This is a genomic window from Pseudomonas sp. LD120 (assembly GCF_009861525.1).
In the GTDB taxonomy this organism is placed as follows: Bacteria; Pseudomonadota; Gammaproteobacteria; order Pseudomonadales; family Pseudomonadaceae; genus Aquipseudomonas.
The window spans coordinates 13,335-34,084 of record NZ_WVHL01000003.1 but is presented as its reverse complement, the minus strand read 5'-3'; the positions used below and the strand labels follow the sequence as shown (position 1 = coordinate 34,084).

Below are 20,750 nucleotides of genomic sequence, written 5' to 3'. Positions count from 1 at the left end.
CCGGTATAATCCGGGCCATGATTTCTCTGCCCGATGACCTTCCTGATGATCCTGTTTTGCTCAAGCAACTGCTGCTTGAGGCACTCAGTCGCCAAGAGGAATCGGCCCAGGCTTATCAGACCCACATCGTCGACCTGAAAGAACAGATCAAGCTGTTGCGCGACCGTCTGTTCGGGCGTAAGTCCGAGCAAACCGTTGAGCCCAATACGCCACAACTGGCCTTGTTCAATGAGCCTGAAAGCGAGCCGATGCCTTCAGTCGGTGACGCCGATGAAGAAGTTGTTGAGCCGACCGCATGCCGTGGCAAACGCAAGCCGTTGTCGGCCGATCTGCCGCGTATCGAAGTCATCCACGAACTACCCGAACACGAACTGACCTGTGCCTGCGGTTGCCGCAAGCATGTGATCAGCGAAGAAACCAGCGAGCAGCTGGATATCGTGCCGATGCAGATCCGCGTCATCAAACATATCCGCAAGATCTACGGTTGCCGTGGTTGTGAACGTGCACCGGTCACCGCCGACAAACCGGCGCAATTGATCGAAAAGAGCATGGCCAGTCCAAGCGTATTGGCCATGCTGCTAACGACTAAATACGTCGATGGTCTGCCGCTGCACCGTTTTGAAAGTGTGCTGAGCCGACACGGCATCGAGATCCCTCGGCAAACGCTGGCGCGCTGGATCATCCAGTGCAGCGAACACTTTCAGCCGCTGATCAATTTGATGCGTGACCGGCTGCTGGAAAGTCCGGTCATCCACTGCGATGAAACCCGTGTCCAGGTGTTGAAAGAACCGGATCGAGACCCGACCAGCCAATCCTGGATGTGGGTACAAGCCAGCGGCCCACCCGATCGTAAAGTCGTGTTGTTTGACTACACGTCCAGTCGTGCGCAGGAGGTGCCGTTACGGCTGCTGGAAAGTTATCGCGGTTATGTCATGACCGACGACTACGCCGGCTATAACGCGTTGGCATTGCAATCGGGTGTGGAGCGCTTGGCGTGCATGGCCCATACACGACGCAAGTTCGTGGACGCGCAAAAAGTGCAGCCCAAGGGTAAAACCGGACGGGCCGATATCGCGCTGACGATGATCAACAAGCTGTACGGGATCGAGCATGAACTTAAGGAAGCCGATGATGAACAGCGGTTTATCGCTCGCCAGGAAAAGAGCCTGCCGATCTTGGGGCAGCTGAAAGTCTGGTTGGATAAAACCCAATCCCAGGTGACGCCGCAAAGTGCATTAGGCAAGGCGGTGCATTATCTGGCGAATAACTGGAGCCGACTGGAGCGTTATGTCGAAGCGGGTTATTTGCCCATCGACAACAACGCGGCCGAAAGAGCGATCAAGCCGTTTGTCATCGGGCGCAAGGCCTGGCTGTTCAGCGATACCGTCAACGGCGCCACTGCCAGCGCGAAGATCTACAGCCTGGTCGAGACCGCCAAGGTCAACGGCCAAGAGCCTTATACGTGGCTACGCCACGTACTAGAGCGGCTGCCGCATGCCTCGTCAGTAAAGGACTACGAGGCGCTACTGCCGTGGAACTGCTCGCCGCAGATGCCACGGTAGACCGTTGCTCCACCACTGGGCAGGTGGGGTTTATGGATCGCATACTCATCTAAGGACTCCTCATGTCAGAACAGCATAACGCTATGGCCGACCGGCCCCCTGCCGGCTGCCCGCCCCTGGCCTGGCCGGACCTGCCTGATCAAGCCGCGCGGCTGAGCTGGTACCTCGCGGTCATCGGCGCCTACGCTGCGCTGTGGGAAGGCCACGTCAACGAGCCGGAATTAACCCCCGTCAGCGAGGAGGCCCTGCTGGCCCTGGAGCAGCGCCTGGGCTGTGCCTTGCCGCCCTCTCTGCGCAACTATCATCGGCAGTTGGGGGTCTTGTCACTGGCGGAGATCCTTTGCAGCGTAGGCCCCGGCCATACCCCGATCCAGCCTCTGCTGGAGGCCTACCCTGGCATTGTCGATATCCCCGAGAGCGATCTGGACCTGGCACTGGCGCACCAGCTGGTTGCCTTTGGCGACTACCTGGGCAACGGCAATATGTTCTGTTTCCATCGGGAAAGCGGCGCGGTCTACTACTTCGATCACGACACCGGCACAGCGCTGACGCGCTTCTTCGACGCCCCCGAGGAGTACCTGGATGCGCTGATGCTGCTGTGCCTGGCAGAGGTGCATGACGACGATGACAGCGCCGAAGCGCTGATCAGCCAGCGCTTCAGCGAGGACCTGGTGCGCAAGTGGCGCTATTGAACGGCGATCAATCAGTCACGGCGTCCACTGCCGCACCGATCAACGCAAAAGGTAGGAGAACGATGGTGAAGACGCCCATCCACATCCCCATGTAGGCGTTTTCAACCTTTTCCGACAGTCCGTGTTTGACCGGCGCGGTTTCGGTGCTCAGGCTGGCAGAGAGCTCATAGCGGTAGCTCTGGGCATCCGCATCTCTGCCGCCTTTACGCGTGCATGGGGTCGTTGACTGACTGGCGTAGATATCTCCAACCTGACGAGGCGCACCGCCCGAACGGGCTTGACGGGAATTGAACTCGGCAATCGTCGACTGCAACCGCGCAGTTTCATCTTTCAAGGCATTCTCGCAATCACTTTCGACGTCGAACGGAGTACTGACCTTCTCGACTCTATCCACCCACAGGGTGCGTTCCAGATACAACTTGAGCCTGACACCTTCAGGGTCTTTCAGCTCATAGATCGAGAGTCCGCTCATCGTCTCCCTACCGGTATCGGACAGTGCCTTGAACGCGTCGGTGGAGAGCCGTTGATTGAGGGTATAGCCATAAACCTGTGGGCCCGCGACCCGGGGTTTGGCATGCGAGGCACAGCCCCCCATGGACGAAGCAATAAGCGACAGGCTCATCACTGCACACAGCGTCCTTTGCATAAAATCTTCCTGATCTCCATGAATGGCTGAAAAGCCAGGGGCGAGAGTACTTGAGTTTCGCCTCCATCACTCACCGAACAAGGATGCTCCATGCTGCAATGCGCCCTGATCTGCACACTCCTGACACTGATTGCCTTACCCGCCAGCGCCGCGACGGCTAAGATCGAACGCCGATGCGGCTGGTTCAAGAACCCGACGCCGGCCAACGCCACCCTGACCGACCGCGACGGCGTCTGGGAAATTGCCAGCCAGGGCGGTTATCAGGCCGAGGGCGACTGGCCCACCTTCAACGATCAGCAATGGGTACGGACCAACAATCATTACGGCTACGGCTGTGCCTGCGTCAGCGCCAGTGCTGATCCACAGACCCATCGCCTCGACCAATTGCACAAGGCCAAGGCCCGCCCGCTGTCTGCCTGTCGCAACGATCCCAGCCTGTACGAACCCTTGCGCGAGGAAGCCGGAGTTCCGGTATTGCCCAAGGATTCACCACGCTTCAAGGGTCAGGGCTTCAGCCTGCAATACCCCAAAGGCTGGAAGCTTGGCCAGGCGCAGAACTGCCTCACCCTGGACCACCCGAAAAAACGCCCCCAGGAGGAATACACCCTGCACCTGTGCCTGCAGCAGGGCAGCCTGGAACAGGCCGCCGAAGGTTTGTTTTTCTATCAGGAAAACGGCGTGTGGATGCGCAGCGCCGGAAAGGACGCGCCCAGCCCGGTACAGAAACTGAGTGGCCCCGGCTGGCAAGGCCTGCTGGCTTATCAAACCTGCGGCGTCAGCGATGAGCAAACTGGCTTCCACGCCGCTGGCGGCACCTGCCTGATGGCGGTGCTCGACAGCGGCCAGCGTCAGGTGGTGGCTGATAGCGTGGGTTTCTTCCAGGACTTCGCCACCCTGAGGGCGATTCTGTACTCGATCCGCTTCGACCCGGCGCCGACAACGCCACAGCGCTAGCCCTGTGACTCGGCCCGATACAGGGTTTGCAGGTGGGACAGGCGCAAGCCGTAGTGCTCCAGGTTGCGCCGGCTTTGCGAGTTCACCAGGGCGGTGGCCGCCACACTCTGGGCGCCGAGGGCGACGGCCTGCTGCAAGCGATGGGCGATCAGGGCCCGGTGATAGCCCTGGCCCCGGGCGACCTTGGTGGTAAAGGCGGTGCCCAGGTAGGCCACGCCATTGTCGGCGACGAATAGCGCCGCACCGGCCACCGCAACGCCCTGGTCCCGCAGCAGGTACAGATGCCCACGTCCGTCGTTGAGCAAGCCGCCGAAGGCTGCCTGGTTGACTGGCCGGGCGGCCGCAGGGGTATTGAAGCCTTCGCGGTGCAGAGCACAGAAGCTTTCCAGGGTCGAGGCGAACACCGGCTCGATATCCAGCGCCGAAGGCGGCGCCACCAGTTCGTCCACCGAGGCGAACAGCTGTCCGTGGGTCCAGCCCCTGAGGCGCTGCAGTTGCTGCCCCTCCAGCTCCAGAGTGGGCGCCACCTTGGCTGACTCGGCGATCAAGGCGATCGCCGGGGCGTAAGCCACGCAGGTCTGTAGCAGATCGGCAAGATTGTGGGCTTGTTGCGCACTGTCGCCGTGCACCCGGTTCATCATCGGACTGGGATTGCCGCCCACGACAAAGGCTCCGCAATCCTGATCACCATAGAGCTGCGCCTGATAAGGGTTTCCCGGCAAACTCACCACACCCTGGACCCGGGCCCGCAGGTATTGGTGCTCCGCGTATTCAAGCGCCAGGGCGCGGCGGCGATCCATATCAGCGGCCACCCACCGGCGTTTCACTGACCCAAGGCACGCGCACCTGTTCGGCGATGCTGGCAGCCTGCTGCTGCAGGACTTCCAGTTTCGCGCGGCGCCCAAAAACCCCGGTGAAATGCAGCAGCAAGCGCCCGGCAAACCCCAGGGCATCGCCACGCTTGCGCGGGATCAGGTGCAGATGGGCATGGGGGATGTGCTGGTTGCTGGCCCGACCATCATTGACCAAAAGGTGGGTCCCTTCGACGCCGTAGCCGGCACGCCGCTGCGCGGCCAGTAATCCATCGAACACCTGATACAGGTGCTGACGGACGAAGCCGGGCAATTGATCGAGCTTTTCCACGTGGGGCTGGGGAATCAGCAGGACATGACCCGCCCCCAGTGGGTGCACGTCCATGAAGGCCATGCAGTGTTCATCGCGGTAAACCACGGCCGCCGGCAGGGTGCCGGCGACAATCTGGCAGAAAATGCAGTTCATCCCTGAATCCTCAAGTGACAAGGTGCGTCCCGGTTGGCGAGGTCAATGTAGCTCAGCTTGTCCCTTGAAGGCACTTCTCTCGGGTAATGCTGCTCACTTAACAAAAAACGGCGCCTGCTCAAGATGAGCAGACGCCGTTTTTCTTGGGTTCAGTTGCCGCCCCAAGCAGGCCTCCGATCGGCCGCTCAAGTGCAACATTACCCCGTGGCGAGGGAGCTTGCTCCCGCTGGGGTGCGCAGCCCCCCCAATAGCGTTCACCCGGTGAGCCTGATAAACCGTGCCGCCAGTTTTTACGACCGCTACGCGACCGGACGGGAGCAGGCTCCCTCACCACAATAGGCCTTGTCACCACAGGCCTTGTCACGACCACAAGACACCCGCCTGCAATAGGCTTCGTTCGGCCGCTTAAGTGAACAGAATGACTCCTCTCGGGTGGCCTGTGCGTTAAGCGGCCTGCAGATCAGTCCAGGGCCAGATAGGCGCCGGCGTCGACTTCGATCATCACCGGCTGGCGGATATCCCTGAGGCTCTGCAGCAGTTCCTGCAACTGCGCCGGGGTGTCGGCGCTGTGGTGCGGCACATGGAAGCTCTGGGCCATGGCCTGGAAGTCCGGGGTGAGGATGTCCACCCCCAGCGGCGCAATGTCCCGGGCCTGCATGTAGTCGCGGATCTCGCCGTAGCACTGGTTGTTCCACACCAGCAGGATCACGCCGATCTGCGCTTCCTTGGCGGCGATCAACTCGCCGCTGGTGAACTGCAGGCCGCCGTCCCCCACCAGCGCCACCACCGGACGCTCCGGCCGTGCCAGCTTGGCGCCCATGGCTGCCGGCAGGCCGTAGCCCAGGGTGCCGTAGCCACTGCCGGCGTTGAACCAGCTGGCCGGGGTCGGGGCCTGGTAGCCGCTGGCGCCCTGGTACACCGGCTGGGTCGAATCGCCCACCAGGATCGGGCTGCCCAGGGTGTCGCGCAGCAGGTCGAGCAAGCCTTGCAGGCCTTGTTGCTTGGGCGTCCAGCCCGTACGTTCGGCCTGGTTGACCCGCTGCACGCTGTCCACGGCCCAAGGTCCGCGAGCACTCGGTTGTACCACTTTGCCCAGCAAGGCTTGCAAGCCTTGCAGCGCATCGCCCACCAGGCCGACATGGGCCCGTTGCACGCCCATGACCTGCATCGGGTCGATGTCCAGGCGGATCAACGAGCCCTTGAAACGCAGCGGACCCAAGCCGAAGAAGTCGTAGTCGGTTTCCCCCAGCTCCGTGCCCACGGCCAGCACCACGTCGGCTTCGTCGATCAGCGCCCGGCCATGGGCCGACGACTGCACGCCGTCGAGCAGCAACGGGTGACCACAAGGCAGCAAGCCGCGGGCGTTGGTGGTCAGGGCCACCGGCGCTTGCAGGCGCTCGGCCAGTTGACGCAGGACTTCGGCGCAACCCCGAGCGCCGCCACCGGAGAGAATCAGCGGGCGGTGGGCGGCATTGAGCAAGCTCGCGGCCGCCTCGACCGAAGCCCCGGCCGGCGCCGGCGCGCCGGGCAGGCTGCGGGGCATCAGGTTGAGGTCGGTGGCGGGCATGTCCAGCACGTCCAGGGGAATCTCGATGTGCACCGGCCGTGGCCGCGCGCACTTGAAGATGGCAAAGGCCCGGGCCAGGAGTTCCGGCAGTTCCGCCGGCGCTTGCAAGGTATGACTGAAGGCGCAGACCCCGGCCACTATCGCCCGCTGGTCCGGCAGCTCGTGCAGGTGGCCGTGGCCCAGGCGCAGGTGCTCGCGACGGTTGACCGTGGAGATCACCAGCATCGGCACCGAATCGGCGTAGGCCTGGCCCATGGCGGTGAGGATGTTGGTCATCCCCGGACCGGTGATGATGAAGCACACCCCGGGCTTGCCACTGGCCCGGGCGTAGCCGTCGGCCATGAACCCGGCGCCCTGTTCATGCCGCGGGCTGACGTGACGCAGGCGGCTGCCATGCAGGCCGCGATACAGCTCGACAGTGTGCACGCCGGGAATCCCGAACACCGTGTCCACGCCATAACCTTCCAGCAAACGAACCAGGGACTGGGCACAGGTGGTCATCGACTACTTCCTCTTGTTCTTATGTGCGGGCGACACCCTGCGCCCGGCTGATGTCGAGGGACATTAGTCGTTGCACCCGAGGCGCAACAATCGAAAAAAATCGCGGCGATTGCTCAATAAAATTCACGCTTTGCCGTTGCGGCGCGGCTCCGGGTGCAAGCGGGTGATGCCCTGTAACTGGGATTTGACCCATTCGCTGAAAGCCAGCACCACCGGGCGCTCGGCTTTGTGCAGATCGGCCACCAGGTAGTAGCCGCGGTTGGATTCGATCTCGCTGCCGAAGGGCTGCACCAGTTGCCCACGGGCCAACGCCTCGCCACTGATCAGGTTGTCGCCCATGGCGATGCCTTGGCCGGCGATGCAGGCCGACTGCACGAAGTGCGCGTCGGCGAAGATGATGCCCCGGCGGACATCGACATTCGGCGCCCCGGCGGCCGCCAGCCAGACCCGCCAGTCGGAGTAGTCGATCATGTGCAGGAGCAACGCATGGTCCAGACTGTCGAGGGTTTTCAAACCGCCCATGGCATTCACCAGACTCGGGCTGCACACCGGGAAATAACGCAGGGACACGATCTTCTGCACATGCTGGTTGGGCCAGTCGCCCATGCCGTAGGCGACAAACAGATCGACGCTGCTGTCGCTGGTATCGCCCGGAGTGCGGGGCGACACCAATTGCAGTTCGACCTGGGGATACAACGCCTGGAACTCGGCGATATGGGTGCACAGCCAGTAGGTGGCGAACCCCGGCGGGCTGCTGATGCACAGCCGGCCACTGACCTGCTGGCCGTCGGAGCGCTGCCCGGCCTCAAGGATATTGGCCAGCAGCAGGTGGATGTCCCGAGCGTAGCGCTCGCCCTGGTAGGTGATACGAATGCTGCGGCCCTGGCGCTCGGTGAGGGCAAAACCCAGGGTCTGCTCCAGGCTCTTGATCTGGTGGCTGATGGCGCTGGCGGTCAGGTTCAGCTCATTGGCGGCTTCGGCGACACTGCCCAGGCGGGCCACCGCGTCCAGCGCGCGCAGGGCGGTCATGGAGGGATAACGCATACCGATTCATGCCTCGACTGCAAAAAAACGAGTGCCCGCACCATAGCCGTAAACGCGATCCGGCAATAGCCTGACCCGTCGCTGAAAAAACCCCCGACTGCTGAAAAAAATTACCGGATCGAGCTAAAAAACCTCGATTGACCCCAGGCCATCGATGGCTAATTCTCCAGCCCTACCCTGTGTCGGGCGCTGCCCGGCCATCGCACAATAACAAGAGGGTCGACCCTTGCAAGCGCAGCCCAACTCCGTCAATCCCGTGGTGGCGATCGATGATCTGCACAAGAGCTATGCCGATCACCACGTGCTCAGGGGCATCGCCCTGCGCGCCAATGAAGGTGAAGTGGTGTCGTTGATCGGCTCCAGCGGCTCGGGCAAAAGCACCCTGCTGCGCTGCATCAACCTGTTGGAAATTCCCTGCAGCGGCAGCTTGCGCATCAATGGCGAAGAGGTGCGCATCAAGACCGATCGCGCCGGCAACCCTCAAGTCGCCGACCCAGCCCAGGTGGCCCGACTGCGCACGCAACTGAGCATGGTGTTCCAGAGCTTCAACCTGTGGCCCCATCGCAGCGTGCTGGAAAACGTCATCGAGGCGCCGGTGTATGTCCTCGGTGAAGACCGCAAGGATGCCATCGCCCACGCCGAGCACCTGCTGGAAAAAGTCGGCCTGGCCAACAAACGTGACACCTTCCCGTCCTTTCTGTCCGGTGGCCAGCAGCAGCGGGTGGCCATCGCCCGGGCCCTGGCCATGCGCCCCCAGGTGCTGTTGATGGACGAACCGACTTCGGCCCTGGACCCGGAACTGGTGGGCGAAGTGCTCAAAGTGATCCAGGGCATTGCCGAGGAAGGCCGCACCATGATCCTGGTGACCCACGAAATGGCCTTCGCCCGAGATGTGTCGAGCAAGGTGATGTTCCTCCACCAGGGGCGGGTGGAAGAGGAAGGCCCGCCGCAGCAAGTGTTCCTTAACCCGGTCAGCGAACGCTGCCGGCAATTCGTCATGGCCCAGGAAAACAGAGTCTGACGTTCCGCTTCAATCCTTGAAAACAACAACTTCGATAAAAGGGTAAAGCCATGAAAAATATGCTCAAGGTCCTGGCCACCGGTTGCCTGTTCAGTGCACTGGCCAGCCACGCGGTGGCCGCCGACAAGATCGTCTTCGGCATCGCCCTGGAACCCTACCCGCCGTTCTCGATGAAAAGCGGCAACGGTGACTGGAGTGGCTTCGAACCGGAGCTGATCAAGGCCCTGTGCGAACGCATGCAGGCCCAGTGCCCACTCAAGGAAGTGGCCTGGGACGGCTTGATCCCGGCCCTGCAATCGAGCCAGATCGATGCCATCCTCAACTCCTTGAGCATCACCGAAGAGCGGCAGAAGGTCATCGACTTTTCCGAGCCCTACTATCAAACCCCGGCCATGTGGGTCGCCGACCAGAGCCTGGCGCTTACGACCACCCCCGAAGGCCTCAAGGGCAAGCTGATCGGTGTGCAGGGCTCGACCTCCAACGCCACCTTCGCCAAGACCTACTATGGCAAGACCTCGACCCTGCGCTACTACACCACCCAGGACGACATGATCGCCGACCTGCAGAGCGGGCGGATCGACGTGATGCTGGCAGACGCCTTGACCGTCGAGCCGATCCTCAAGACCGCCGCCGGGGCCGGCCTGGCGGATAAGGGCCTGGCGCCCAAAGACCCGCTGTTCGGTTCCGGCATCGGCGTGGCCATGCGCAAGGGCGACAGTGCTCTGCAGCAGCGGATCAACACCGCCCTGGCCTCGCTCAAGGCCGACGGCACCTACGACAAGATCCGCAGCCGCTACTTCAGCGTCGACATTTCTGCCCACTAAGCCGTCCGGCTGGCCCGCTTGCGCGGGCCACCGGCGTTGACTGGATACGTCATGATTTCTCTGTCCGACCTTTCCCAACTGTTCGTCGCCGACGGCTGGCTCGGCGCTCTGGCTCAGGGCGCGCTGGTGTCCCTGCAGATTTCCGCCGGGGCCTTCGTCCTCGGCCTGGGCATCGGCCTGTTGGTAGCGATGATCAAGCTCAAGGGCCCGCGCTGGCTGGTGAAACTGGCCAACGTCTACACCACCCTGTACCGGGCCATGCCCGAGCTACTGCTGATCCTGCTGCTGTACTACGCCGGCACCGACCTGCTGAACATGGCCATGGCGGCGATGGGGCAGTCGAGCGTCACGGTCAACGGTTTCATCGCCGCCGTGCTGGTGCTGGGCATCGTCCAGGGGGCTTATTCGGCGGAGATCATCCGTGGCGCGATCCAGGCCATTCCCAACGGCCAGATCGAAGCGGCGCGGGCCTACGGCATCGAGCGCTGGCTGCTGGTGCGGCGCATCCTGCTGCCGAGCATGCTGCCCTACGCCATGGCCGGGCTGTCGAACCTGTGGCTGGTGCTGGTCAAGGACAGCGCGCTGATCAGCATCGTCGGCTACAGCGAATTGCTTTCGGTAGGCAAACAGGCGGCTGGTTCCACCAAGCATTACCTGGTGTTCTACCTGGCCGTCGCGGCGTTCTACTTCGTCATCACCCTGGTGTCCGGCAGCCTGTTCCGTGTGCTCGAACGTCGCACCAACCGCTGGCTGCCCCAGCACTAGGAGACTCGGATGGACTTTTCCTGGATCAACAGTTTTTCCGCCGAACTGCTGCGCGGCCTGGGCATTACCCTCAAGCTCCTGCTGCTGAGCGGAGTCTGCGGCTTTGCCCTGGCGGTGGTGGTGGGCCTGGGCCGGGTGTCGCGCAATCCGTTGCTGCGTGCACCCATGCAGTTCTACATCAGCGTGTTCCGTGGCACGCCGCTGCTGGTGCAGATCTACATCCTCTATTACGGGGTCGGCAGCCTGTTCGCGGCCTACCCGCCGATCCGCGGCAGCTTTCTCTGGCCCTACCTGCGCGAAGGCTTCTGGTACGTGGCACTGGCCCTGACCCTGAGTGTCGGTGCCTATGTCGGTGAAGTGCTGCGTGGCGGCTTGCGCGCCGTGCCCCGGGGTGAACTGGAAGCCGCCCGTGCCTATGGCATGGGCTACTGGCTGACCCTGCGCCGGGTCTGGCTGCCCCGGGCCCTGGAGCTGGTGCGCCCAACCCTGGTGGGGGAATGCGTGCTGCTGCTCAAGGCCACCGCCTTGGCGTCCACCGTGGCGGTCACGGATTTGCTCGGCGCCGCCAACCTGGTGCGCGCCCAGACCCTGAAGGTCTATGAGCCACTGCTGGCGGTGGCGCTGATCTACATCGTCCTGGCCTTTGTCATCGAACACCTGTGCGCACGTCTGGGCAGCGCTTCGCAAAACCAGCGGCCGCAGCGTCAGGCCTGAACCCATTCATTGCGCGGGCAACGAGGCCCGTGAGGAGAACAGCATGCGTTACTCACCTTTCGTTCAGCGCATCAGCGGCGAATCCGTCAGCGCCTGGGATATTCACTACGCAGCCATCGAGGCCCGGGGTCGCGGCGAGGATGTGATCGTCCTCAGCGTCGGTGATCCGGACTTCGCCACCGATGCACGCATCAGCGCCGCTGCCAGCGCCGCTCTGGAGCAGGGCGACACCCATTACACCCACGTCCTCGGCCGCCCGGCACTGCGCGAGGCCATCGCCGCCAAACAGCGGCGCCTGCTGGGCATTGATGTGAGCGCCGACAACGTGGCCCTGGTGGCCGGTGCGCAGAACGGCCTGTTCGCCACTTCGCTGTGCCTGTTCAGCAGTGGCGACGAAGTGCTGGTGCCGGAACCCATGTACCTGACCTACGAGGCCTGCATCCACGCCTCGGGCGCCAAGATCGCCTGCGTCCAGCAACCGGCGGCCAACGGTTTCCGCCTGAGCGCTGCGGCCCTGGAGGCGGCGCTGACCGACAAGACCCGGGGCATCGCCCTGGCCACCCCGTGCAACCCCACCGGCAACGTCTATAGCCGCGAAGAACTGGAGGCCGTGGCCGAAGTGGCGCGCAAGCATGACCTGTGGGTGATCTCCGACGAGGTCTACGGGCAACTGACCTACGACCGCGAGCACCTGAGCATCGCCTCACTGCCGGGCATGGCCGAACGCACCGTGATCCTCAACAGCCTGTCGAAAACCCACGCCATGACCGGCTGGCGCGTGGGCTGGGTGATCGCTCCGCCGGCCCTGGTCGGGCACCTGGACAACCTGCTGCTGTGCATGCTCTACGGCCTGCCCGGGTTTATCCAGGAAGCCGCGCTCAAGGCCCTGGAGCTGGATGAAGAAGTGATCGGCAGCGCCCGCGAGGTCTATCGCCGGCGCCGCGATTTGGTAGTGGCCGGCCTCAAATCGGTTCAGTTGCTCGATTGCCGCGAGCCCGAGGCCGGGATGTTCATGCTGGTGGACGTGCGCCGCACCGGGTTGTCGAGCATGGATTTCGCCTGGCAACTGTTCCGCGCCACCGGGGTTTCGGTGCTCGACGCCCAAGCATTCGGCGCCAGTGCCGAGGGCTTCGTGCGGATCTCCTTCACCGTCGCCGACGACGTGCTCAAGGACGCCTGCCAGCGCATCGCCGGCTTTGTCGAAACCCTGGGTGCACAACACTGAATAAGAGCCCGGTTGTGGCAAGGGAGCTTGCTCCCGCTCGACTGCAAAACGGTCGTAAAGGCCCGGTCTGCGATTCAACTGTGCCATCGCGGTCGCGGCCGTTGGGGTGGCTACGCCACCCGGCGGGAGCCCGTTCCCTCGCCACAGCAATGCCCATAACAACACCTTTGCAACTGAGCTTGTCGCCCATTTTTCTGCCCAGCTTTAAAGGGCCCCCTGCTTTGAGAGGTTGACCCCGTGACCGCTTCCGACCAATTCAACTCCACCCACAGCGCCGTTGATCAATACGCCGAACTGGTGCTGTACAACGGCCGGATGTACACCCTCGACCCGGCCCAGCCCTGGGCCGATGCAGTGGCCATTCGCCAGGGCACGCTGATCGCGGTGGGCAGCCTCGCCTCCCTGGCGTCGCTGATCGGGCCCAACACCCGTCAACACAATCTGGACGGGGCCTTCTGCATGCCCGGCCTGCACGACATGCACACCCACCCGGACCTGGCCCTGGCCCCGCGCTACGCCGACGACCTGGACGTGGGCATCGAAGACCCGACTCCCGAGCAACTGGCGGCGGCGATTCATGCCTACGCCGACAGCCACCCCGGCGACGGCTGGATCTATGGCCAGTACTGGGTGCGCTACACCTTCCGTGAAGCCGGCCTGACGCCGGGCCGCGAGTGGCTCGACAGCGTCATGCCCGACCGTCCGGTGGCCCTGCTGGATCGTATGTGGGGCACCATGATGGTCAACTCCAAGGCCCTGGAACTGGCCGGTATCGACCGTCACACCAGCGATCCGCGCAACGGTTACCTGGAGCGCGACGAACTGACCGGCGAACCCAACGGCCTGCTGATCGACGGCGCCTACGCCCTGATCCACGCGGCCATGCCGCCGACGCCGGTCTCGGTACTGCGTCGCGCCTACCGCGATGGCGTGCACTTCCAGACCTCTCGCGGGGTCACCGCCACCAAGTACGTGCACGTCTGCGAGAACCGTTTGCAGGCCCTCAAGGAACTGGACGACGCCGGCGAGCTGACCCTGCGGGTGGAAGCCGCCATCAGTTGGCAGGACGATATCTTCCCGGTGCGTCGACGCTGGGAGCTGCTCAGTGGCGAGCGGCATTTCTATCGCAGCGCCCGCCTGAACGCCAACGCGGTGAAGTTCCACTTCGACGGCACCGTGGAGCCCAAATCGTCCTACCTGCTGACGCCCTGGCCGGAGGAGTCGAGCTGGCGCGGCAAGCTCAACCTGACCCCCGAACACATCACCGACATGGTGGTGGACATGGACAAACGCGGCCTGCGGGTGATCGCCCACTGCACCGGCGACGGCGCCTCCGACGTATTCCTCGACGCCGTGGCCGAAGCCCGGCGGCGCAACGGCCACAGCGGCATCCGTCACCAATGCGCCCACAGCACCTTGCTGCACCCGGGCAACCTCAAGCGCTTCCAGAGCCTGGACGTGATCGCCGAGTTCTCCCCGGCGGCCTGGTACCCGACCCCGTTCGCCAGCGGTGCGCGTTCCGGTTACGGCCAGGAGCGCCTCAAGCGCATCTATGACTTCAAGGGCGTGCTAGCGGCTGGCGGCATCGCGGTGTTCGGCACCGACTGGCCAGTGGCGTCCATCGACCCGTGGCTGGCCCTGGAAACCATGGTCACCCGGCAGAACCCGTGGAACCAGGAACCTGACACCTTCGGCGACCCCATCAGCCTGGAACAGGCCCTGCAAGTAGCGACCCTCAACGGCGCCCATGCCATGGGCCTGGAACACCTGACCGGCAGCCTGCAGGCGGGCAAGTCGGCGGACCTGATCGTCCTCGACCGCGACCTGTTCGCCCAGGACGCACGCAACTACATCCATCACACCCAGGTGCAACTGACCTTCGTCGAAGGGCAACTGGTCTACGACCGCCAGGGCACCTTCAGCGACACCCCGTTGCAGGCGGTCTGGGAAGGCCTGCCGCCGGTGATCGAGGGCAAGGAATAATGAACAGCACCCCGAGCATTCCGGTGACCGTGGTGGCGGGCTTTCTCGGCGCCGGCAAGACCACCCTGCTCAACCGCCTGGTGCAAGGCACCGACAACGGCCGGCTGGCGGTGATCGTCAACGATTTCGGTGAGCTGAACATCGATGCGGCGATCATCGCCGAGGTCACCGACGCGGTGTACAGCCTGCAGAATGGCTGCATCTGCTGCACCGTGCAGGAGGACCTGCTGGCGCAACTGGTGAGCCTGTCCAAGCTGCGCCCGGCCCTGGAGCGGATTGTCATCGAGTGCAGCGGTGTCTCCGACCCGCAGCGCATCGTGCAGACCATCGGCTACCCGCAACTGCGCAACCGCCTGCACCTGGACGCCGTGATCACCCTGGTGGACGCCAGCGGCTACCAGAACCTGGAAGGGGAAATGGCCCGGCTGTCCCGAGCCCAGGTGGCCTGCGCCGACTGGGTGTTGCTGAACAAGGCCGACCTGGTGAGCGCCGAGCAGTTGCAGAGCATCCGCGCCAGCCTTGGCGGTCGCGTGCCTGTGTTCGACACGGTGCAAGCCGAACTGCCGCCTGAGCTGCTGCTGACGCCGCCGGTGCGTTCCACCGAACTGTTGTTCAAGGCCCTGCCCCAGGCCCACGACGAGTTGTTCGAAAGCTGGGTGTGGAAAAGCGCGCGACCGCTGCAGCCCAAGGCGCTGCGCGACTGGCTGGCGCACCTGCCTGCCGACCTGCTGCGCCTCAAGGGCCTGGTGCGCCTGGAAGGCAATGAGCAACCCTATTGGTTGCAGCATGTGGGCAACCGCAGCCAGTTCACTCTGGCCACAGGGCAGCCCACCGAGCATGCCGCGCAGTTGGTGTTCATCGCCCGCCGGGGCAGCGATCTGCGTCAAGAACTGGAGGCCGGGGTCAGCGATACGCAGGTGCACTGAGCCTCAAGCAGCAAGTGTTCAGCCGCAAACGACTGCGGTGCGCTGTGCCGAGGGCGAAGGCTTCACGTCGGCGGATACAAAGCGCACCATGGATCGCTCATTTTCCGCTGAAGCAAGGACGCTACAGATGCTCGATATCCTTCAAGGCACCCCCATGTGGGTGTATGCGGTCTTCGCCCTGATCGGCTACTACGGCCTGCGCGCCCTGGCCACCACTCGCGAGAGCCGCCGTTCGCTGCTGCTGACACCGGTGATCCTGCTGGTCTGGTCGCTGTGGTCGGTGAACCTTGGCGATCACCCATTGCTGGCGCTAAGCGCCTGGGCCGGCGGCGCGACACTCGGCAGCCTGCTGGCGCTGCTGTTGTTCTCCAGCGCCAGCGTGCTACTGGAGTCCGGCGGCGAGGCGATCCTGGTGCCCGGCACCTTGAAGATCCTCGCCATCTCGCTGCTGTTCTTCGCGGTGAAATACTGGATCGGCTACCAAACCGCCGTGCACCCCGAGCAGGCCGCCAGCGTACAGATGCTCGCTATCAGTGGCGCCGCAGCAGGCTTTACCGTTGGTCTGTTCTGCGGGCGAGCACTCAAGCTGTACCGCAACTTCCGGCAACTGCGGCTCAACGCCTGAAAGCCGCGCGGCCATGCCCTCCGGGCACCGGGGAATCTTCGCTACGCAAACCGCTCTGTAGAGACGGTCCTGCCGGGTGGGTCGCTTGGTCCGTGACAATAGTGTCCGGCTCCAATAGATTAGGCGCCCCCGAAAAGCCCCCTGGGCCTTTCGCGCCTCAAACCTGTTAAACCAAGTAGTGGATGTTCAATGCCTGATTCCAACACCGAAGAATCCGTGATCGCCCTGTCCAACAAGGCCGAATACGAAAACGCCATTCATCTTTCCCAGCACGTGTCCCAGGCCAAGACCATCAGCGAGATGGTGCTCGACGCCTTCCACAGCTCGAAAGAAAGTGACCAGATTCGCGAACTGCGTGCTGCGATTCGCCAGGCCCACGACCGCTTTGACGACGACACCGCCTATGAACTCATGGGCCAGCTCAAGCAACTCAAAGATGCCGAGGCCGCCGACCTGGCCGCCCTGGAAGACCTGAGCAAGAAATTCCCCATCAGCCGGATTCTCTCCAGCTACAAGGACGACCCCGACTTCCAGGAGCTGGTCTACGGCCTGGCCCTGAAAGTGCTGAACCAGACGCACCAGGCCATCAGCAACCCCAGCGGCGGCAAGAGCAAGGCACGGCCGAAGAAGGAAATGGAAGTGTTCGCCATCAGCAAGGACGGCATCAGCGTCACCCTGCCGATGCGCCCGCGCTCCAAGGCCAACGTCGACCGCGAAGCCTTCGAATTCCTCGGTTTCAGCTTTGTCGGCGAAGGCGATGCGGCGGAACTGGAAAGCGAAATGTTCCTCGACAAGAACGGCAACGAGCAACAAGCGACCCGCAAGAACATCATCACCGCGATCCAGCAACAGACTGCATTCGAAGGCTACAGCGCGCAACAACAGCTGTAACCCGACCCTGTAGGAGCGAGCTTGCTCGCGAAGCCTCCCCCAGCCGCCAAGAAAAAGCCCCGTACTTCACAGCAAAGTCGGGGCCTGGCCTGCTCCTCAGCTATCCCGGTAATCCGCAATGGGATACCTCAAGCACAAAGCCTCCACCTCCAGACGGAACTGCTCCTGCAGCACGGAATCCAGCTGATACCTCTGCTCGCCAAGGGGCGTCACTTTGTCCAGTATCCGGCACACCAGATCGACGACCTGGCGACAGCCTTGGGGATCGATGCCGCGCTGAGCGACGGAGCCGCTGCCGATGCACAGCCCATTGCCGACAAACGACGAGCGGGTTTCCCCCCGAGCGCGCAGTTTGTTGACGATGATGCCGCAGGTTTCCAGCGCCGACTCGGCGATGGCCCCGGTGATGCCCCCCCGCAACCGCAACAGAATCGAATGGTTCTCCGTGCCCCCGCCCACGACCTCGTAGTCCCGGGCCATGAACGCGCTGGCCATTTCATCCGCCGCGTCGCGAACCCGCCCCATGTAGGCATCGAACTGGGGAGACATGGCATGCCCCAGGGCGGCCGCCTTGGCGGCGATCATGTTGACGGCAGGCGCGCCTTGCATGCCGGGGGAAACCGCTTGTTCGAGAACCCGGCGAAAACTCGACCTCAGTCCAGGCACTTTGGTGTCTGCATCACGGCCGGAAAGAATCAGACCTCCACGCGGGCCGGCGAGCTGCCTGTGGGTGCAGGTGATGGTCACGTGCGCCGCGTCGATCGGGCTCGGGTGGCGCCCGGTGGCCACCAGCCCGGCGATATGGGAAATATCGGCAAGCACGATGGCCCCGGCCTCATCGGCAATGGCACGAAAGCGCTGAAAGTCCACGACCCGAGAATGGGCCGTCGCCCCGCAAATGATGATCCGCGGACGATGGGCCATCGCCAGTTGGCGCACTTCTGCGTAATCGATCTCCCCCTGGGATGTGGTGCCGTAGCGAACAGCCTTGTAGTTGGCCTCCGTGAAGGCTTCCACTCGGCCATGTGCAAGGTGCCCACCCTGTTCGAGGGCCATGCCCAGAATCGTATCCCCTGGTTCCGCCAGCGCCGTCAGCACTTGGTAATTGGCGTTCGAGGCCGAATGCGATTGCACGCCAGCGTACTGCGCAGCGAACAGCTCCCGGGCCCGCCGGATCGCCAGGGATTCGACCAGATCGACGTTCTCGCACCCACTATAATGACGCCGGCCAGGAATGCCCTGCACCGTGACGTTGACCAGCGCCGAAGCTGATGCTGCCAAACTGCGAGGGCCGGCCGCGCAGGAAGATGAAGCCAGGGACAGTGTGCGATGTTGACGCGCGACTTCTGCATCGAGGATGCTTGCCAGCTCGGCGTCTTCATTTCGCAGGTCGGCCAAGCCACGCCGCAGCAGGTCGGCCTGGTTTCTGAGTTGTTCAGTATCAACTGCCATTATTCTGTGCCCCTTCCTTGAGTGTCGCGTGCCACGAACGACTGCACGCTTCCTAAATTTCACGTTCGCTTGTGTGCATCGGGCTGATCCTAGCCCCGGGTCAGACTCTATAAGGCACAAGGGAATTAATCAAAAAATTAAACATTTTACAAATTAAATGATGCTTTTTTGTCATGAAAGGACAGCGTCAGCTTTGCGCTTGCTGCACACGCTTACCATCGAGGACCATGACGCCAAGCTTCTGGGACTGTATTGTCATGGCCGGCGCATGCAACACTTCTAACCTAAGGTGCCTCTGGGCTGGCTCCACCTGCAACGGCTTGCTCGCTCAGAATAGCGACCACGAAATATCCCTGGATGGATGCAACCTGGCTAAAGGAGTAGCAGCGAGGTGGTACTGATAAAGAAAGACCCGGACACACTTGTGCCACATTGATCTGGCTGAGCCCGCCTCTACATCGAACAGATGAATGCTGAGTAGGACTCAGTCTCTATGAAAGACTCAATGGGCTACGACCAAACGGAAGTGGTGAGCATCTGATGCACAAAAGAGAAAGAACAGAGCATTTAAAGAGCAACATTAAATACCTGATAAAAAGTCGTGGTGAGACACAGCTGTCATTGTGCAACGCCAGCGGCCTGACCAGAACGACCATATACAACATTCTGGAAGGCAAGGTTACCAACGTACAGCAGTCCACCATTCGAAAAATTTCTGACTTCTTCGGTGTCTCCTACGAAGAAATAGAAACTATCGACTTTGAAGAAAAGGAAATCATCGAAAGCAGCATCTCGCCTCAAGGGAACATGAACCCAGCGGCCGTTCCGATCATCAAGGAGAGCCTGCTGCTGGCCAACATGGACAAACGAATTGGAGAACTAGCCACACTTCATCCATTGACTTACTACTTCGGCACTTCCTACAACTTAATAGCCGTACTACTGGAAAATGAAATCAGCGGTATAAATGAGCCTGGCGATCTATTGATCGTACAAAAAGGCTCATCAACTGACGATAAAGAAAAACTGGTTTACGACAACCAAACAGGAAAATTTCTTATCTTAAGCAACGCATGTTCCGACTCAGATCATCTGCATGTAGTGGGCGACATCATTGAGGAGCGATTCAATGACGGCCCATGAAGCTGAGATTGAAAACAGCAAATATAAACTCTTAGGCTTTGAGAACAATAAAAAACTTGCTGTGATTATGATTATCGCTACAGGCAAGGTCATCAGAATAAAAATAAGAGAGGTTCTGAACAGTGAAATAATGGACAACCTGAACAAAGTAGAAATTAAAAACCTATATAAAAAGCTATATTCCCAAGGAGACACCCTCACTGCCTACGACCTTAATGATCGCCATGAAAACTCATGGATGATTTACATAACTCTTAACTTACTGCTCGTCACATTTTATATTTTCACCAGTATTGCTGCGACAAAACCTATTTATCTGGAATCGCTGGGCATCATTATCACTCCTGGTACATTCCTTTACTCTCTGACTTTTTTGATCGTTGACTTACTGAATGAAAACTTTGGACTCCGACTGGCAAGGAGAGCTATCTTTCTTGCTTTCACAAGCACGTCCATGGTGTTCATCTTGCTCTATGGTTCTACCTTCCTCCCTGGAGTGCCAGGCTGGAAACTCGACACCCCTTATAACGAGGTCATCACTCAAGTCTCTTCCGTGCTGGTAGCATCCTCTGTCTCTTTTCTTATTTCTGAAAACATAAACTCATATTTACTGTGCAAGATAAAAGAGCTGACGAATTCCAGATTCCTTTTTTTTCGAATCTTCTTGAGCACCTTCTTCGCGGTGATCATCGATAGCTTTCTATTTTGCTACATCGCTTTTTATGGACTGATGAAGAACAGCGACATCCTGAACATGATTTTTTTTCAGATCGCGATCAAAGTCTTCTTTGCTTTTTTCAACATTTTGCCTGCCTATGGCACTAGGTCACTGTTCAAGAAATACATGAACAGCAGTCAGGAAAAATAATAAGACGCGGGGTGCTTTTCCTAAGGATTCTCCGAACAAGTTACCCACCAGCCGCAAATGGACGGCTTG

General features: G+C 61.5%; 20 protein-coding genes. 14 read left to right on the top strand and 6 right to left on the bottom strand.

Annotated features, from left to right (window positions below):
• Positions 1-17 precede the first annotated feature (17 nt).
• Both PLD_RS06310 and PLD_RS06305 read left to right on the top strand, forming a co-directional pair.
• Positions 18-1,562 carry an IS66 family transposase gene (locus PLD_RS06310; RefSeq protein ID WP_159890922.1) on the top strand — a complete coding sequence of 515 codons (1,545 nt, stop codon included), beginning with the start codon at positions 18-20 and terminating at the stop codon, positions 1,560-1,562.
• A gap of 62 nt (positions 1,563-1,624) precedes the next feature.
• Positions 1,625-2,254, top strand: coding sequence for an SMI1/KNR4 family protein (locus PLD_RS06305; protein WP_159890920.1), 630 nt, complete (start codon positions 1,625-1,627; stop codon positions 2,252-2,254).
• 7 nt (positions 2,255-2,261) lie between these two features.
• Here PLD_RS06305 and PLD_RS06300 read toward each other — a convergent pair whose 3' ends face one another.
• Positions 2,262-2,900: a hypothetical protein gene (locus PLD_RS06300; protein WP_159890918.1), complete on the bottom strand. Its 639-nt coding sequence runs from the start codon at positions 2,898-2,900 to the stop codon at positions 2,262-2,264.
• Positions 2,901-2,990: 90 nt separating this feature from the next.
• Between PLD_RS06300 and PLD_RS06295 the strand changes: the two genes are divergently transcribed.
• A complete protein-coding gene (locus PLD_RS06295; RefSeq protein WP_159890916.1) occupies positions 2,991-3,854 on the top strand; it encodes a DUF4087 domain-containing protein in 864 nt (287 codons plus the stop codon).
• On the opposite strand, the gene PLD_RS06290 is transcribed toward PLD_RS06295, so the two are convergent.
• The 4 genes from PLD_RS06290 to PLD_RS06275 form a co-directional block, all read right to left on the bottom strand.
• On the bottom strand, positions 3,851-4,654 hold the full coding sequence (locus PLD_RS06290; RefSeq protein ID WP_159890914.1) for a GNAT family N-acetyltransferase: 804 nt from the start codon (positions 4,652-4,654) through the stop codon (positions 3,851-3,853). The genes PLD_RS06295 and PLD_RS06290 overlap by 4 nt on opposite strands.
• A gap of 1 nt (position 4,655) precedes the next feature.
• Positions 4,656-5,132 carry an HIT family protein gene (locus PLD_RS06285; protein WP_159890912.1) on the bottom strand — a complete coding sequence of 159 codons (477 nt, stop codon included), beginning with the start codon at positions 5,130-5,132 and terminating at the stop codon, positions 4,656-4,658.
• A gap of 460 nt (positions 5,133-5,592) precedes the next feature.
• Positions 5,593-7,200 (bottom strand): 5-guanidino-2-oxopentanoate decarboxylase, encoded by a 1,608-nt coding sequence (locus PLD_RS06280; RefSeq protein WP_159890910.1) that lies wholly within the window; start codon positions 7,198-7,200, stop codon positions 5,593-5,595.
• A 123-nt stretch (positions 7,201-7,323) separates the two neighbouring features.
• Positions 7,324-8,244: a LysR substrate-binding domain-containing protein gene (locus PLD_RS06275; RefSeq protein ID WP_159890908.1), complete on the bottom strand. Its 921-nt coding sequence runs from the start codon at positions 8,242-8,244 to the stop codon at positions 7,324-7,326.
• Between the two features lie 226 nt (positions 8,245-8,470).
• On the opposite strand from PLD_RS06275, the gene PLD_RS06270 reads away from it, so the two are divergent.
• The 9 genes from PLD_RS06270 (at position 8,471) to PLD_RS06230 (ending at position 17,218) form a co-directional block, all read left to right on the top strand.
• Entirely contained in the window at positions 8,471-9,265 is a 795-nt protein-coding gene (locus tag PLD_RS06270) for an ABC transporter ATP-binding protein (protein ID WP_159890906.1), read from the top strand.
• A gap of 50 nt (positions 9,266-9,315) precedes the next feature.
• A complete protein-coding gene (locus PLD_RS06265; protein WP_159890904.1) occupies positions 9,316-10,089 on the top strand; it encodes a transporter substrate-binding domain-containing protein in 774 nt (257 codons plus the stop codon).
• Between the two features lie 51 nt (positions 10,090-10,140).
• The gene (locus PLD_RS06260) at positions 10,141-10,854 is read left to right on the top strand and encodes an ABC transporter permease (RefSeq protein WP_159890902.1); all 714 of its coding nucleotides are present in this window, start codon (positions 10,141-10,143) and stop codon (positions 10,852-10,854) included.
• A 9-nt stretch (positions 10,855-10,863) separates the two neighbouring features.
• Complete coding sequence (locus tag PLD_RS06255) at positions 10,864-11,568, top strand: ABC transporter permease (protein ID WP_159890900.1); 705 nt, start codon at positions 10,864-10,866, stop codon at positions 11,566-11,568.
• 43 nt (positions 11,569-11,611) lie between these two features.
• On the top strand, positions 11,612-12,793 hold the full coding sequence (locus PLD_RS06250) for a pyridoxal phosphate-dependent aminotransferase (RefSeq protein ID WP_159890898.1): 1,182 nt from the start codon (positions 11,612-11,614) through the stop codon (positions 12,791-12,793).
• Positions 12,794-13,030: 237 nt separating this feature from the next.
• On the top strand, positions 13,031-14,776 hold the full coding sequence (locus tag PLD_RS06245) for an amidohydrolase (protein ID WP_159890896.1): 1,746 nt from the start codon (positions 13,031-13,033) through the stop codon (positions 14,774-14,776).
• Complete coding sequence (locus tag PLD_RS06240) at positions 14,776-15,702, top strand: GTP-binding protein (protein WP_159890894.1); 927 nt, start codon at positions 14,776-14,778, stop codon at positions 15,700-15,702. Before PLD_RS06245 ends, PLD_RS06240 begins: the two co-directional genes overlap by 1 nt.
• A 127-nt stretch (positions 15,703-15,829) precedes the next feature.
• The gene (locus PLD_RS06235; protein WP_159890892.1) at positions 15,830-16,327 is read left to right on the top strand and encodes a DUF6622 family protein; all 498 of its coding nucleotides are present in this window, start codon (positions 15,830-15,832) and stop codon (positions 16,325-16,327) included.
• 189 nt (positions 16,328-16,516) lie between these two features.
• On the top strand, positions 16,517-17,218 hold the full coding sequence (locus tag PLD_RS06230; protein WP_159890890.1) for a hypothetical protein: 702 nt from the start codon (positions 16,517-16,519) through the stop codon (positions 17,216-17,218).
• 96 nt (positions 17,219-17,314) lie between these two features.
• Here PLD_RS06230 and glyA read toward each other — a convergent pair whose 3' ends face one another.
• On the bottom strand, positions 17,315-18,670 hold the full coding sequence (glyA, locus tag PLD_RS06225) for a serine hydroxymethyltransferase (protein WP_159890888.1): 1,356 nt from the start codon (positions 18,668-18,670) through the stop codon (positions 17,315-17,317).
• A gap of 540 nt (positions 18,671-19,210) precedes the next feature.
• On the opposite strand from glyA, the gene PLD_RS06220 reads away from it, so the two are divergent.
• Both PLD_RS06220 and PLD_RS06215 read left to right on the top strand, forming a co-directional pair.
• Positions 19,211-19,813, top strand: a complete 603-nt coding sequence (locus PLD_RS06220; protein WP_159890886.1) for a helix-turn-helix transcriptional regulator — start codon at positions 19,211-19,213, stop codon at positions 19,811-19,813.
• Entirely contained in the window at positions 19,800-20,681 is an 882-nt protein-coding gene (locus tag PLD_RS06215; protein ID WP_159890884.1) for a queuosine precursor transporter, read from the top strand. The genes PLD_RS06220 and PLD_RS06215 overlap by 14 nt, the downstream gene beginning before the upstream one ends.
• The last annotated feature ends 69 nt before the right edge of the window (positions 20,682-20,750 follow it).

Bases quoted from the DNA above. Each gene is read 5' to 3' on its own strand.
- PLD_RS06230 (WP_159890890.1), top strand. From the start codon at position 16,517: ATGCCTGATTCCAACACCGAAGAATCCGTGATCGCCCTGTCCAACAAG.
- PLD_RS06295 (WP_159890916.1), top strand. From the start codon at position 2,991: ATGCTGCAATGCGCCCTGATCTGCACACTCCTGACACTGATTGCCTTA.
- PLD_RS06300 (WP_159890918.1), bottom strand. From the start codon at position 2,900: ATGCAAAGGACGCTGTGTGCAGTGATGAGCCTGTCGCTTATTGCTTCG.
- PLD_RS06220 (WP_159890886.1), top strand. From the start codon at position 19,211: ATGCACAAAAGAGAAAGAACAGAGCATTTAAAGAGCAACATTAAATAC.
- PLD_RS06310 (WP_159890922.1), top strand. From the start codon at position 18: ATGATTTCTCTGCCCGATGACCTTCCTGATGATCCTGTTTTGCTCAAG.
- PLD_RS06240 (WP_159890894.1), top strand. From the start codon at position 14,776: ATGAACAGCACCCCGAGCATTCCGGTGACCGTGGTGGCGGGCTTTCTC.
- PLD_RS06215 (WP_159890884.1), top strand. From the start codon at position 19,800: ATGACGGCCCATGAAGCTGAGATTGAAAACAGCAAATATAAACTCTTA.
- PLD_RS06280 (WP_159890910.1), bottom strand. From the start codon at position 7,200: ATGACCACCTGTGCCCAGTCCCTGGTTCGTTTGCTGGAAGGTTATGGC.
- PLD_RS06275 (WP_159890908.1), bottom strand. From the start codon at position 8,244: ATGCGTTATCCCTCCATGACCGCCCTGCGCGCGCTGGACGCGGTGGCC.
- PLD_RS06265 (WP_159890904.1), top strand. From the start codon at position 9,316: ATGAAAAATATGCTCAAGGTCCTGGCCACCGGTTGCCTGTTCAGTGCA.
- PLD_RS06305 (WP_159890920.1), top strand. From the start codon at position 1,625: ATGTCAGAACAGCATAACGCTATGGCCGACCGGCCCCCTGCCGGCTGC.
- PLD_RS06255 (WP_159890900.1), top strand. From the start codon at position 10,864: ATGGACTTTTCCTGGATCAACAGTTTTTCCGCCGAACTGCTGCGCGGC.
- PLD_RS06285 (WP_159890912.1), bottom strand. From the start codon at position 5,132: ATGAACTGCATTTTCTGCCAGATTGTCGCCGGCACCCTGCCGGCGGCC.
- PLD_RS06260 (WP_159890902.1), top strand. From the start codon at position 10,141: ATGATTTCTCTGTCCGACCTTTCCCAACTGTTCGTCGCCGACGGCTGG.
- PLD_RS06250 (WP_159890898.1), top strand. From the start codon at position 11,612: ATGCGTTACTCACCTTTCGTTCAGCGCATCAGCGGCGAATCCGTCAGC.
- PLD_RS06290 (WP_159890914.1), bottom strand. From the start codon at position 4,654: ATGGATCGCCGCCGCGCCCTGGCGCTTGAATACGCGGAGCACCAATAC.
- PLD_RS06235 (WP_159890892.1), top strand. From the start codon at position 15,830: ATGCTCGATATCCTTCAAGGCACCCCCATGTGGGTGTATGCGGTCTTC.
- glyA (WP_159890888.1), bottom strand. From the start codon at position 18,670: ATGGCAGTTGATACTGAACAACTCAGAAACCAGGCCGACCTGCTGCGG.